Origin of the sequence: Bradyrhizobium sp. sGM-13 (genome assembly GCF_018398875.1) — a bacterium.
In the GTDB taxonomy this organism is placed as follows: domain Bacteria; phylum Pseudomonadota; class Alphaproteobacteria; order Rhizobiales; family Xanthobacteraceae; genus Bradyrhizobium.
Genome location: NZ_JAGWDK010000015.1, coordinates 1 through 13,255, shown reverse-complemented (window position 1 = coordinate 13,255; position 13,255 = coordinate 1). Strand labels below are relative to the sequence as shown.

At 62.7% G+C, this 13,255-nt stretch carries 11 protein-coding genes; 2 read left to right on the top strand and 9 right to left on the bottom strand.

Annotated features, from left to right (window positions below; all coding sequences use genetic code 11):
* Positions 1 to 142 precede the first annotated feature (142 nt).
* The gene (gene tilS, locus KJQ96_RS22495; RefSeq protein ID WP_213288715.1) at positions 143 to 1,174 is read right to left on the bottom strand and encodes a tRNA lysidine(34) synthetase TilS; all 1,032 of its coding nucleotides are present in this window, start codon (positions 1,172 to 1,174) and stop codon (positions 143 to 145) included.
* A gap of 211 nt (positions 1,175 to 1,385) precedes the next feature.
* Here tilS and KJQ96_RS22490 point away from each other — a divergent pair, with 211 nt between their 5' ends.
* Positions 1,386 to 2,657 (top strand): DUF892 family protein, encoded by a 1,272-nt coding sequence (locus KJQ96_RS22490; RefSeq protein WP_213288714.1) that lies wholly within the window; start codon positions 1,386 to 1,388, stop codon positions 2,655 to 2,657.
* A 55-nt stretch (positions 2,658 to 2,712) separates the two neighbouring features.
* Here the strand turns inward: KJQ96_RS22490 and ybgF are convergent, their stop codons facing one another.
* Positions 2,713 to 3,855: a tol-pal system protein YbgF gene (gene ybgF, locus KJQ96_RS22485; protein WP_213288713.1), complete on the bottom strand. Its 1,143-nt coding sequence runs from the start codon at positions 3,853 to 3,855 to the stop codon at positions 2,713 to 2,715.
* 256 nt (positions 3,856 to 4,111) lie between these two features.
* Between ybgF and KJQ96_RS22480 the strand changes: the two genes are divergently transcribed.
* The gene (locus tag KJQ96_RS22480) at positions 4,112 to 4,960 is read left to right on the top strand and encodes an alpha/beta fold hydrolase (protein ID WP_213288712.1); all 849 of its coding nucleotides are present in this window, start codon (positions 4,112 to 4,114) and stop codon (positions 4,958 to 4,960) included.
* 4 nt (positions 4,961 to 4,964) lie between these two features.
* On the opposite strand, the gene pal is transcribed toward KJQ96_RS22480, so the two are convergent.
* The 7 genes from pal to tolQ all read right to left on the bottom strand — a co-directional run bounded on the left by pal (position 4,965) and on the right by tolQ (position 12,789).
* Complete coding sequence (gene pal, locus KJQ96_RS22475; RefSeq protein WP_028351332.1) at positions 4,965 to 5,456, bottom strand: peptidoglycan-associated lipoprotein Pal; 492 nt, start codon at positions 5,454 to 5,456, stop codon at positions 4,965 to 4,967.
* Positions 5,457 to 5,759: 303 nt separating this feature from the next.
* Positions 5,760 to 6,500: a hypothetical protein gene (locus tag KJQ96_RS22470; protein WP_213288711.1), complete on the bottom strand. Its 741-nt coding sequence runs from the start codon at positions 6,498 to 6,500 to the stop codon at positions 5,760 to 5,762.
* Positions 6,501 to 6,662: 162 nt separating this feature from the next.
* On the bottom strand, positions 6,663 to 8,996 hold the full coding sequence (locus tag KJQ96_RS22465; RefSeq protein WP_213288710.1) for a bifunctional diguanylate cyclase/phosphodiesterase: 2,334 nt from the start codon (positions 8,994 to 8,996) through the stop codon (positions 6,663 to 6,665).
* A 182-nt stretch (positions 8,997 to 9,178) separates the two neighbouring features.
* Positions 9,179 to 10,510: a Tol-Pal system beta propeller repeat protein TolB gene (gene tolB / locus KJQ96_RS22460; RefSeq protein WP_213288848.1), complete on the bottom strand. Its 1,332-nt coding sequence runs from the start codon at positions 10,508 to 10,510 to the stop codon at positions 9,179 to 9,181.
* Positions 10,511 to 10,581: 71 nt separating this feature from the next.
* On the bottom strand, positions 10,582 to 11,505 hold the full coding sequence (locus tag KJQ96_RS22455; protein ID WP_213288847.1) for a cell envelope integrity protein TolA: 924 nt from the start codon (positions 11,503 to 11,505) through the stop codon (positions 10,582 to 10,584).
* Positions 11,506 to 11,558: 53 nt separating this feature from the next.
* A complete protein-coding gene (locus tag KJQ96_RS22450) occupies positions 11,559 to 12,038 on the bottom strand; it encodes a biopolymer transporter ExbD (RefSeq protein ID WP_057847292.1) in 480 nt (159 codons plus the stop codon).
* Between the two features lie 37 nt (positions 12,039 to 12,075).
* A complete protein-coding gene (tolQ, locus tag KJQ96_RS22445; protein WP_057847291.1) occupies positions 12,076 to 12,789 on the bottom strand; it encodes a protein TolQ in 714 nt (237 codons plus the stop codon).
* Positions 12,790 to 13,255: the final 466 nt, after the last annotated feature.

Sequence of the window (13,255 nt, the reverse complement as noted above, 5' to 3'; positions counted from 1 at the left end):
TGCCAAGGGAACCACACGGGACTATTTAACGCATCTTAACGCGATTCCCGGTCAAAAAATGGCGCAAAAGGCCGGGGTTTTTCCGGGGTGGTTAAGGCTCTTCGTCCCGATACTACCGCATATTGGGAGATAGGAACGCTTCTCACGCCCGGCTACCCCGCGGCGGCGCTGCATCGATATAAATTCGGCCTCCGGTAAGGCTGATTGCGGCTCCGGCAAGCGTCTGTTTCAGTCTTGATTGCTTTTGGCCGTTCGCAATGGCGTTGTCCAGTACTGTTAGCAGCGCCTCGACCTTGCCGAGTTCCGCGGGTCCTTCGTGACCGACCCGATCAATCGCGCGCTTGAGCAGCCGAAGCCGGATTTCCTCGGGCAGACCGGCAAACGCCTGGGCATCGAACCCGAAACGCGTGGCATCATCACGATCTCTCACGGCGAGATAGCGCTCGGCGCCATCGGCCAGCACTTCAATCGCGGCATTCGCCCGCGCTAGCCTTGAAGCCACCCGCGCCAGGTTTCGGCTGTCACCGCCCTCCTCTGCCAAAGCCGGCATCAATGCACGCAGCCGCGGCCGCGTGAAGCTCATGTCGCGATTGGTGGGGTCGTCGGCAAAGGCGATCTTTGCCTTGTCCAACGTCGCAACGAGCTGCGATTTCGGGATGTCCAGCAACGGCCGCGCCAGCCACACACCATCGCGCTCGGTCTCGCGCGCCATCGCCGCAAGACCGGCGATGCCGCTCCCGCGCAGCATCCGCATCAACAGTGTCTCGGCCTGATCGTCGCGGGTATGCGCGGTGAGGATGTGCGTCGCGCCGCTCGCCCGCGCAGCTTTCGCCAGCAGGCGATAGCGCGCCTCCCGCGCTGCAGCCGGCAATCCGGTTTTCGGCTTGGTGCCGGTCCAGCGCAGCGTGCGATGGGGCAGATCGAGCGAGCGGGCGAGACGCTTGACCTCGCGCGCCTCGCGCGCGGCCTCCGGCCGCAAGCCGTGGTCGACAGTAACGGCGATCAGGCGCGGCCCCCGCGTGAGCGAGCGTCGCCATCGCGCGGCAAGCCACATCAGTGCAATCGAGTCGGGCCCGCCGGACACCGCCAGCACGAGCGCGGGCGCAGCCTTCCAGTCTGCGAACAGGCGTTTCGCCTCGCTTGCTGAAATGGGAGATCGGTCGAAATTAGGCATAGCCCTGCCAACGCCATGAAAACTCTATGTTTGGAGCGATCTGCCGATTACCGCAAGGCACTTGGCACTCCCGTCAAACTGCTGCCAGGAAACTGCTGCCAATCGAGCTTCCGATTGAGCTGGGACGTCGCTGCGACCACACGCATTGGTTTAGGAACAAAGCGCAGAGCGTGCCGTTCGGGATTCTTCATCCTAACCGTCGAGGCTCTCCATGTATCACCACGTCAAGAAACTGATGTTCACCGTTCGGGTGGACGAACCCGATCCCCGCTTTGGCAATATGCTCCTTGAGCAGTTCGGCGGCGCAAACGGCGAACTCGCCGCCGCGATGCAGTATTCGATACAGGGACTCAATTGCGAGGATCCAGACCGCAAGGACCTGCTGATGGATATCGGCACCGAGGAACTCAGCCATCTCGAAGTCGTCGGTACCTTGGCGCGCATGCATCTCAAGCCGACGAAATTCGACCGCCAGGCCGCGGAAGCCGATCCGCTCATCGCCATTGCGGGCGGTGGCGGGATCAACCTGTTCAACTCGCAAGGTAACCCGTGGACGGCTGATTATCTGAAGATCACCGGCGAACTCGATGTTGACCTGCGCAGCAACATCGCGGCCGAGGCGCGCGCCAAGATCGTCTACGAGCGGCTGATCAATTTCTGCGACGATGCCGGCACCAAGGACGCTCTGCAGTTCCTGATGACCCGCGAGATCACCCACATGAAGGCGTTCGCCCTGGCGCTCGAAAGCATGAACAAGCCGGCCTTTAGCGTCGGCCGCATTGCGCCAACGCCGGGATTGGTCGACCAGTTCTTCAACGATTCCACCGGCACCGGCGAGCATGGCGAAATCGACACGCGCGGCCCCTGGAACGAGGGCAACGGCTGGGTATTCACGGAATCTCCGGCCATTCAGGCCGAACCGGGCGCCGGTACGGTCATCGTCACGGAAAGTTCGCCGCCGGTCGATCAGGCCGGTCTCGACGATCTCTTGATCGATGAGCTCCGCGACATCCTACATGCCGAGAAGCAGCTCACCAAGGCGCTTCCGAAAATGGCCGAAGCGGCGCGCTTTGATCAATTGCGTGAACTGTTCGAGCAGCATCTCGCCGAAACCGAGAACCAGGTCGAACGTATCAACGAGTGCTTCGAACTGCTCGGCAAGACAGCCCGCGCGAAACCCTGCAAAGGCATGATGGGGCTTGTCGAGGAAGGCCAGGAGGTCATGGCCGAAGGCGAGGAAAAGGAAGACGCCGCGGCCGATCTGGCGCTGATTGGCGCCGCCCAGCGCGTAGAGCACTACGAGATCTCCGCCTACACAACAGCGAAGAATCTCGCCCAGCAATTGCGCCACAGCGCGGTCGTCGCCCTGTTGTCAAAGTCGCTCGCCGAAGAAGAAAATTCGGATCAGCTGCTCAACCAGGTGGCGCGGTCGCTGATGTCGGTGGCGAAGATGCCGGCTGCGATCGAGCAGGCCGAACAATAACAGCAAGTTGCAACTGGTCTCTGCTTTGGCCACCGGGACCGCAGCAGAGACGCTGTTAGCACTTAACCCGCTTTTGCTCACGATCGACGGCGGCTTTGACGCCGGCAGATGCGCGCGGATATTTCCGCGTCACCTCGCCGAGCGCCGCGCAGGCGGCTTCCTTTTCCTTCAGCGCCGCCAGCGACTGCCCGAGCCGCAAGAGCGCGTCTGGCGCCTTGCCTGATTTGTCGAACTTGGTGGTCACGCCGAGGAACGCTTCGGCGGCGTCGCGATATTGCTGGCGCTGGAAATAGCTTTCGCCGAGCCAGTATTGCGCATCTCCAATCAGCGGATCGCTCGGATACTTCTGCGCAAAGTTCTTCATGGTCTCTTCGGCCAGCGCATAATCCTTGCGCTGCATGTAGCCGATGCCGAGATCGAACTCGTCCTTCGACGTGGCCGAGGGCGGCAACGGGGTCAGCGCGGCGCTGGCGCCGGGCCCCGGGCCGCGCGGCGGCGGTGCGGCTGCAGCGGGCGGCGGCAAGGCGCCACCGGGATCGCGCGGACCGCCGAGATTGAGCGGCTCACCGGGTCCGCGTCCTCCGGGCGCGCCGACCGAAGCTTCATTTCCGATCGGCAATTGGCCGCCGCCAAGTGCACGCGGCGCACCGGGCGCGTTGGGATTCTGGCTGGGGTCGAACGCATCGCCGCGGCGGCGGCCGCCGACCGCCGGCGCCGGCTCCTGCACGATCGGCGCCGGTGATGCGATCTGCGGTTGCCGGTCATAGCCGGGTTGGGCCTGCGGATAGCCCTGCGGCTGACGAGCCCCCTGCTGCGGATAGGCTTGTTGGGGATAGCCTTGTTGCTGCGGCGGGCCGGGCTGAACTGGAGGCGGTGCGGCAGCCACGCTGGGCTGCGCCGCCGGAGGCTGGCCGCCCGGTGCCGGCGGTGCGGCGCCGAGCTGGCGCAGCCGCTCTTCGAGCTGGCGGTTGCGGTATTGCAGTTCCTCGTTCTGGCCGGTCAGTTGCCGGAGCTGGTTTTCCAACCGCTGGATCCGCATCTCCAGATCGGCGTCGTCGGACTGCGCCTGGACTTGCGGGGAGCCTTGCGGGGAACGCTCCCACGGGAACGTGATCTGTGCGGCCGAGGGCTGCACAGACAAAGCCAGCATCGCGGCAATCGCCGCGGCGCCGGCAGCATTGAGGAATCTGAGTGACATTTTGCCCTGACGACGAAAATCACGTGTCAAACGAAAGCAGAACACATTGAGAGAGGGAGTACGCCAGAATTGTGACTGGCGTTCCCGAATCGGTTCGCTGCAGCCCGGTATGGTTTAGTATCCCCTTCAAGACAAGCCGCCCGACGCGGCCGACCGTTCACAAATCGAGGGAGACCCGCCGATGCACGTGTCCGTGAACGGAGTCCGGCTGTTCTTTGATGTCGAGGGCGCGAAATTCGTCCCTGACGGCCCGCTAATGCGGGAAAAGCCGGTTGTGCTGATGCTCCATGGCGGTCCAGGCTTCGACCACTCGATCTACCGGCCCGCCTACTCTGCCTTGGCCGACGTCGCGCAGATCATCTATCTCGACCACCGCGGCAACGGCCGCAGCGAGGACGGCCCGCGCGAGCGCTGGACCTTGGCGCAGTGGGGCGACGACGTGCACGCGTTCTGCGATGCCCTTGGCATCGTCGATCCGATCGTCCTGGGCGCGTCGTTCGGCGGCATGGTCGCACTCGCCTATGCCACGCGCCATCCGGATCACCCTTCCAGACTGATCCTCATCAGCACCGAGGCCGCCGGTGGTTCCTATCGGGAACGGCGCGTAGCGCTGTTTGAGCGCTTCGGTGGGCCGGAAGTGGGTGCCCTGGCTCGGCGCCGGTTTCTGGAGCCCGAAGGCCCCCTGGATCAGGCAGAGCGCGACGCCTGGCTGCGGCTCGCCACGCCGGTCTATACGCGAATGCCGCGCGATCCGGACATGGCGAGACGCGCGGTCAATCGCCGGGAGGTGGCGCTGCACTGGTTCGCAAGACCCGACGGCGAGAGCGACAGGTTCAACATGTTTCCGGATCTCGGTCGCATCCGCTGCCCAACACTCGTGCTCGGCGGCGAGGACGACCCGATACATCCGATCGAGAGCCAGGCGGATATCGCCGCCGCGCTGCCACCGCATCTCGTGCAGTTCGAGCGCTTTGCCGGTTGCGGCCACGGCGTGGTCAATGATGCCCCCGAACGCGCGCTGGCCGTCATCCGCGATTTCATCCTGCGCCCAAAAATAAAGCCGGCGCCCGAAGGCGCCGACTTTGAAACTCTGCAAAAGGCCTGACGGCTCAGGCGCCGGCGTTCAGCACCGTGACGGCGCGGCGGTTCTGCGACCAGCAGGAGATGTCGTTACAGACCGCCACCGGGCGCTCCTTGCCGTAGGAGATCGTACGCATGCGGTTCGGATCGATGCCGCGGGACGCGAGATAGCTGCGCACCGACTGGGCGCGGCGGGCGCCGAGCGCGATGTTGTACTCGCGAGTGCCGCGCTCGTCGGCATGGCCTTCGATGGTGAAGGAGTAGCGGTTGTAGGTCTGCAGCCACTGCGCCTGCTTCTCCAGAGTGGCGATCGCCTGCGGGCTCAGATCGGTCTGGTCGCTCTCGAAGAACACGCGGTCGCCGACATTAACCACGAAATCCTGCTGGCTACCCGGGCTTGCCGCGCTGGCCATCGCGCCATCGGCGCCGACGTTGTTCTTGGCGCAGGCGCCCATCGACAGCGCCACAGCGACCACAGCCGCCAGCTTCCATCCCTGGAGGATACGCATCTGGTATTTCATTCCGGAGCCTCCAACGCTCACGTTTTTCGACTGTTATCTGGTCTACAGGTCGATGGTTAAGCAAACATTCCGTCAACCTTGATGGAACCTTGCTAGACCCGATCAAATGCCGACAAAGCGTGAAAAGCGACCGCGATAGTTAATGGTTTGTAAATGTGGCGCGAGGGTGAAGGCAAGTGCGCATGGGCCGAAATCACCGGATTTGCGGTGTTTAGGCAACGGTCACCCACGAATGACAAGTCGCGGAATTCGGATAGGAGCCCTATGGCGCCGGATGGTCTGGTCCGTCGCTGTCCGGCCGGTTCAGGAAATCGGAACGATCGAGGCCTGCTCGAAGGATCTGACGACACCGCGCGGCGAGGAATGGCGCTCACCGGCGCGCTGGAACAGCATCCGCCGCTCGACGGACGTCGAACGCATGATGGGAAAACGGGTCATGACCTTTTCCCGGACGGCCCGGTAATCGGACGCCATCAATGCCACCTTGGGCAAGAAGCCCGGAAACGAACGCGGTTCGGCGATGACCTCGGACATGAAGACCCGGCGATAGAACGCCTGGTGCTCGGCACGAACGAGCGCGAGCCCGGTATCGGCGTTGAAATGCTCGCATGCCATATAGGCCAGCCGCACCGTCAGATAAGGAAGGTCAGGAAACCGCCTCGCCTTTTCGGGAAGCGCAGCAAGGCGAAGCGGATCGATGAAAACTTCACCTTGATCGAGCCGCGGGTGAAGAACATCGCCGAACAAATCAACTGAACCGGAAATCCGACATTGTGACGTCACGACGTTGAGGCGGAGCGAACTGCAGAGTTCTCCGTCAACATAGATTCCGAACATCCAGGCGTTGGGGGCATCGTCGTAATGATCGCTGACGCGCTGAGACTCTGACGGCGCGGTTACTCCGCTATGCAGATAGGCTTTGTACCGCATCAAATAGATGCAATCTTTTTCCTCGGGAGTTTCCATGAGTCGGTAGTCGACCCGATCGGATAACCCTGACTCCGGCCCAAAGAGCGAAGTGCGCGGTTCGGCTCCGGCCTTCATCTGTACTCCTAACCTTCCACAACAACTTCCACGAGTGCGAAAGATTAACGGCTCCTTAACAAAATTGCAAAGCCTTAGACACGTTAGGGTTAACCCCTGCCACCCGCAAAGCCGGGGGTAGCCGTGTCGAGAGCACGAACAGGGAGACTGATTACGTTGAAGTCAGGCGATTGATCGCGAAGAAACAGCGATGAGCTGGTCGTCAGGCATGCGGCGACCGTGCGACGCATTGAGCAACTGCCGGACGCGCACGGCCGGGACCGGCGGGCTGAACAGATAGCCCTGCGCTTCCGTTACCGCCCCGTCGGCGCTGATCAATTCGAGTTGCTCGTTGGTCTCGATGCCCTCGACCACCACCGACATTCCAAGATCGGCGGACAGCCGCGCCACGCCGCGCAGCAGCGTCAGCGGACGGTCGCTGTCGATCCCTTCCAGGAAGGAGCGGTCTATCTTCACCTTCTGCAATGGGAAGTTGTGCAGATAGCTGAGGCTCGAATAGCCGGTGCCGAAATCGTCGAGCGAGATCCGCACGCCGAGCGAATGCAATTGCGACAGCACGTCGTGGGTCGACTGCGTGTTACGCAGCAGCGAGGATTCGGTGATCTCGATTTCGAGCCGGTTCGCCGGCAGGCCGGAGACCTCGAGTGCATAGCGGACTTCGCTGAGCACGTCGCGCTGATGGAACTGCTGCGGCGAGAAGTTGACGGCAACGCTGACGGCTTCGGGCCATTTCATGCATTCCATGCAGGCCTTGCGCAAAATCCAGCGGCCGAGATCGACGATCAGGCCCATATCCTCGGCGATTGGAATGATATCGGTCGGCGAAACCGTGCCGCGGACTGGATGATTCCAGCGTATCAGCGCCTCGCAGGTCGATATCCGGCCCGACTTGAGGTTGACCAGCGGCTGGAAGAACAGCTCGAACTCCTCGTTGGCCAGCGCCTTGCGCAGGTCCAGTTCGAGGATACGGCGGGACTCGACAATTTGCGCCATCTCCTCCCGGAAGAAGCAGAAGGTGCCGCGGCCGTCGGCCTTGGCGCGATAGAGCGCCATGTCGGCATTCTTGAGCAGTGTGTCGGCGCTGACGCCGCGCGAGGTCATGGCAATGCCGACGCTGGCGCCGATCTCGACCAGATGGTTGTCGATCTTGTAGCGCTCGCTCAGGCGATCGACGATGCGCCGCGCAAGACCGGCGGCGTCGTCGGCGGACTGGATGTTCTGCTGGAACACCACGAACTCGTCGCCGCCGAAGCGCGCCACGAAATCCTCGGGCCGCAGCATCTCGCGCAGGCGAGCGGCCACTGCGCACAGCAACTGGTCGCCGCAGGGATGGCCGAGCGTGTCATTGACCTGCTTAAACTGGTCGAGGTCGACGAACAGCAGCGCCGACAACTGTTCGGCGCCCTGCTGGGCTGCCAGAAGATGTCCGATCTCGTCGCGGAAATTGACCCGGTTGGGGAGCTCGGTGAGTTCGTCGTAGCGGGCCAGATGGCTGATCTTGGCTTCGGAGTTGCGCCGCTCGGTAATGTCTTCCAGGAGCACCACCGCGCCGCCGCCGGCCATCGGCTGGAAGGTCCACGATAGCGAACGGTTTCTGGTGACGTCGGGGTCGGCGGTGATGACGTCCTTGGCCTGTGAATTCTCGATTTCGGCGAGGATCATTTGTCCACTCGCCGCCGAGATCGATCCGGCAATCACGCAGGCGGCGATGATGTCGGGCGCGCTCGCGCCCTGCTGCACGAGATCCTCGGACAGATCCATCATTTCGCAGAAGCGGTGATTCATCACCGCAAGCTGTCCGTCGCCGCGGAACATGCACAGACCGTGGGGCATGTTGTTCAAGGCGGTATCGAACTGTCCGGCGAGCGCCGCCTCGCGCTCGCGCGCCAGAAGCGCCCGCAAGAATATGCCGTGCAAATTGGCCGACATCTGCATGACAACGATAAGGAATGCCGCGGTGATAACCGACATAGCGACGTAATAGGGCGTGCCACGCAGCGCCAGCGCGATCACGGTTGGACCGAAGGCAAGTGCAGCCTGCAACTGGAATGTCCATTGCCGTCCATAGGCCCTGCCCGCGCCTCCCGATAAGACCCCCGTAATGACGGACAAACAAATCATATGGGCGACGGCATCGTCGCTGCTCAGCATAGTGACGGCGCCCCATATGCCGATTGCAGCGGCCTGGATAATCGCCCCGATCTGATATCGCTTTTTCCACCGCTCAGCTTCGTCGGCCGTGAGGTTCGCTTTGCACGCTTGGTAGCGTTGCAAATCGAAAGCCCGGATCGCACCAGCCAACAGCAGAAGCCCGACGCACACCCAGATCAGATTTTCGCCGGTCTTCAGCGCCGTCAGGCTCGCCGCGACGGCCAGGAAGAAGATGCCGACGTGCACCGGACCTTGAGTTTCGAACAGCGAATCGATCAGCGCCGCCGCAATCTTCGGCGATATCTGTCGCTGGTCCGGCTCTCCGCTCTGATTTGCGAGCTGCATGTGGGGTGTACTGGCGTCCTGTCGGATGCGTAGTTTTACCCTCTGGAGATGAAGTCTTTCTGAGGGAACGTCGTTACCGAGACGTTGCTTTCGATGGACAAGCAACAAAATTTGCCTGAAAAATCAGCAGGCTAGGCAATGTTTGCCGATCAATGACAGGCCGTCCGCGCGGCCCGGTTCCATTATGACAGGAGCGGAGACCACGCCGGATCGGAGGCGAAACCGGGCGTTGGTACGCGCAACTCGTTGCGACCGGAGATATCGACCGTGTACAGCGACGGCCCGCCGCTGCCGCCGGGGTCGCGGAAGAACATGACGACCCGGCCATTCGGTGAAAAGGTCGGACCTTCGTTGTGGAAGCCGGAGGTAAGAATTCGTTCGCCCGAGCCGTCGGTCTTCATGATGCCGATGGCGAACGCACCGCCGCCCTGCTTGGTGAAGGCGATGTAGTCGCCGCGCGGCGACCACACCGGCGTCGAATAGCTGCCCTCGCCGAACGAAATGCGCTGCGCGCCGCCGCCGGTGGCCGGCATCACGTAGATCTGCGGCTTGCCGCCCCGGTCGGATTCGAAACAGATCCGGCTGCCGTCGGGCGAATAGGACGGCGAGGTGTCGATCGCCGGCGTGTCGGTCAGCCGCGTCGTCGATTTCGAACGCAAATCCATCACGAACAGGTTGGAGTTACCGCCCTGCTGCAGGCTCATGATGATGCGCTGGCCGTCCGGCGAGAACCGCGGCGAGAACGACATGCCGGGGAAATTGCCGACGATCTCGCGCTGCCCGGTCTCGACGTTGAACAGATAGACGCGCGGATCGCCCTGGCCGAATTCCATGTAGGTGATCTCTTGCGTCGACGGCGAGAAGCGCGGGGTCAGCACCAGATCGGAGCCCCTGGTTAGATACCTGACATTGGCGCCGTCCTGATCCATCAGCGCCAGCCGCTTGACGCGGCGCTCTTTCGATCCGGTCTCGTCGACGAAGACGACGCGGCTGTCGAAATAGCCCTTCTCGCCGGTCATGCGTTCGTAGATCTGATCGGAGATGATGTGCGCGATCCGCCGCCAGTACTCCGGCGAGGTGAAGTATTGCTGGCCGGTGAGCTGCTGGTTGGTGTTGATGTCCCAGAGGCGGAATTCCGCTTTCAGGCGGCCGTCGCCCTGCCGCGTCATCCGGCCCGTCACCAGCGCCTGCGCGTTGATCTGCTTCCAGCTCTGGAATTGCGGCGCGACGTCAATGTTGGTGACGCGCTCGATATGAGCAGCCTGATCGATCGGCGCGAACAGCCCGCTGCGCTTGAGGTTGTTGGTGATGACCTGCGCCACGCCGACGCCGACCTCGGCATCGCCAGGCGTGCCCGCCACGAAATTCGGGATCGCGATCGGCAGCGGAACGAACTCACCTTCGGGAATGGGGATCCGCTTCGGCGCCTGTGCGAAGGCATTGCGACCGCCGGCGACGGCGCCAAGCGCAGCCATTCCGGTAATGATCTGCCGGCGGTTCAGGCGGAACGGCATTGTTGGCAATCCATCTTTGTCAGTCATCGCTTCGATCTTGCTCATGTGTGATCGCCAAACGGCGAGCGCAATCAGACTTTTTCTTTGAACACCGGCGCGAAGTATTTCCATTCCTCATAAAATGCCGCCGGCAGCTTGTACGGCTGGCATTCGATGATCGCGCGTAACGCGCTCTCTTGATAGACCCGAAGGAACGGCGTCGCCGGAACGCCTTCCGGAACCGGCGCGCCTTCGAGTGTGCCGTCACGCTTCAAGCGGATGGCAAACGCGACTTCAGGCTTTTGCGATTCTATCCCGCCATACGGCTTCTTCCAGCATCGCTCGACCTGGCGCTGGAACATCGAACCCCAGGTTGCGGAATTATCCGCGGCCGCGCCCTTCGCCGTGCCAAGGGCCGCATTGGAATTCAGCGTGTCGCCGGTCGTGGCCTGGCGCGACGGATCACGCTTGTCGAGCAGGGCCGCGATCTGGTTCTGGTCGAAGTGACGTTCCACGATCCTCTGCTTCTGCGGCTCTGGCGGCTTGGCGGCCTGCACCGGCTTCGGCGGCGGCTTCTTCTCTTCCTTCTTGAGGGTGTCGCCGATCGGATCGACCTTCGGCGGATCGGGCTTTTTCTCGACCTGCTTCGGCTCTTCCTTCGGCTTCTCGACGACCTTCGGCGGATCGGGTTTCTTCTCGACCGGCTTTTCCTCGATCTTCGGCTGCGGAGGCGCCGCGGTCTCGGTCACAACAGGCGCTTTCTCGGTGATCTTGCCGACGGCGTCATCGACCGGCTTGGCTTCGGCGACTTTCTCGACCAGCGGCTTCGGGTTCTCCTTCTTGCCGGTCTTCATGCCGGCCATCACCTTGGCAAGCTGGTCGGACGAAACGACATCGACCGCCACCGACTCTTCCGGCGGCATTTCGAGCGCCTTGGTCGAGAACGACAGCATCACCCACCCCAGCACGAGGACGTGCAGGGCAACCGACGCCATCACCGTCTTGTCGACCTTGATCTTCACCTGCGCTTTTCCGCTCCGCCGTCAATCACCGCGCGCCGCTGCATGGCTCAAGAGCCCTGCTCCGGCACGATGACGATATTCGCCTTGAACCCCGCCGTCCGAATATACCCCAATAATTTCATCATATCCGTGTAACAGACGTCCTTGTCTCCCCGCAGGTATACCACCCTCTCGGCCTCCGACCGGGTCTCCTTGATCGCGGTTATCTTGGGCAGGAGCTCATTGGCCGGAATCAGCGTGTCCCCGAGATAGAGCTCGACGTTGGAATTGCAGGCACCGCCGGTGCGCTTGACCGACAGCGTCAGCGGCGGCGCGTTGGCTTGCAGTTGCTTGCCGCCGCCGGCGACGGGCAGATCGATATCGATGGTCGAGGTCATCAATGGCGCGGCCACCATGAAGATGATGAGCAGCACCAGCATCACGTCGACCATCGGCGTGACGTTGATCTCCGCCATCACCGCGGCACGACGCCGGCCGCGACGGCCACCGCCACCGCCTCCGGCCGAACCTGCCATGTTCATCGCCATGATCTTGATCTCACGATGCGCTCGTCATTGGCCGCCCTCACGCCCGCTCGTCGATCTGGCGGGACAGGATGGCTGAAAACTCGTCGGCAAAACCTTCCAGCCGCTGCGCCTGCCGGTTCACCTCGGACGTGAACTTATTGTAGAAAATCGTCGCCGGGATGGCGGCGATAAGACCGATAGCGGTCGCAAACAGCGCCTCCGCAATGCCGGGCGCCACCACCGCGAGCGAGGTGTTTTTCGAGGCCGCGATCGACTGGAAGCTCGACATGATGCCCCATACGGTTCCGAACAGGCCGACGAACGGGCCGGCGGAGCCGACGGTTGCCAGCACCAGGAGCCGCCGCTCCAGCCGCTCGACCTCGCGGGCGATCGAGACGTTCATCACCTTCTCGATCCGCATCTGCAATCCGGCAAAGGAGCGCGACTGGCTCTCGAACGAGCGCTTCCACTCGCGCATGGCCGCAACGAAGCACGCCGCCATCGATTGCGTCGGTTTCGCCGAAAGCGCGCGATAGAGCTCCTCGATCGATTGTCCCGACCAGAACGCCTGTTCGAAGCGGTCCATCGCGCGCTTGGTGCGCGAATAGAGGAAAATCTTGTCGATCGCGATCGCCCAGACCCAGACCGAGCAGGCGAGCAGGCCCATCATGACCGACTTCACGACCCAGTGGGCCTGCCAGAATAGCGCGATCAGCGACACGTCGGCCGAGACGAGCGGCAGAGCTGACGGAGCCACGTCGGCGGGATTCATGAGTAGTATCCTCTCAACGCAAGTGTCCCTAATTCCTCCGGGAGCAAATGGCCGCCGGTTTCACAGCCGCGCGTCGGGCGCGGCGATTTGCGCCAGCGCGAGAGCCTGTTTCCTGTCGCATGGGGGGCCCGCCGAAAGCCGGGCATTGCTTCCCCTGCCAACATGTCAAAACGAGGGCTGCCAGCGCGTCATTCCGTCCCTAACCAGACGCTAAGCTTGGTTAACTTTCGGTTACCAATAGAGAATTCCACTGCTGGAAGTCCAGTGCGGCCGAGCGGTTACGGGGGCGACAGGCTGGGTTCCAGGCCCTCCCGGAGGTTGCGGCAGGGGATGGCGCCTCGCCCTTCGGGGTGCCAAGGCGTGGGCGAGCACTGAGCGACCATCGCCTCTCGTCATCCCCGCGCAGGCGGGGATCCAGTATCCCAGAGACGCCAGTGATTGAACCGAGAAGCCGCGGCGTACTGGA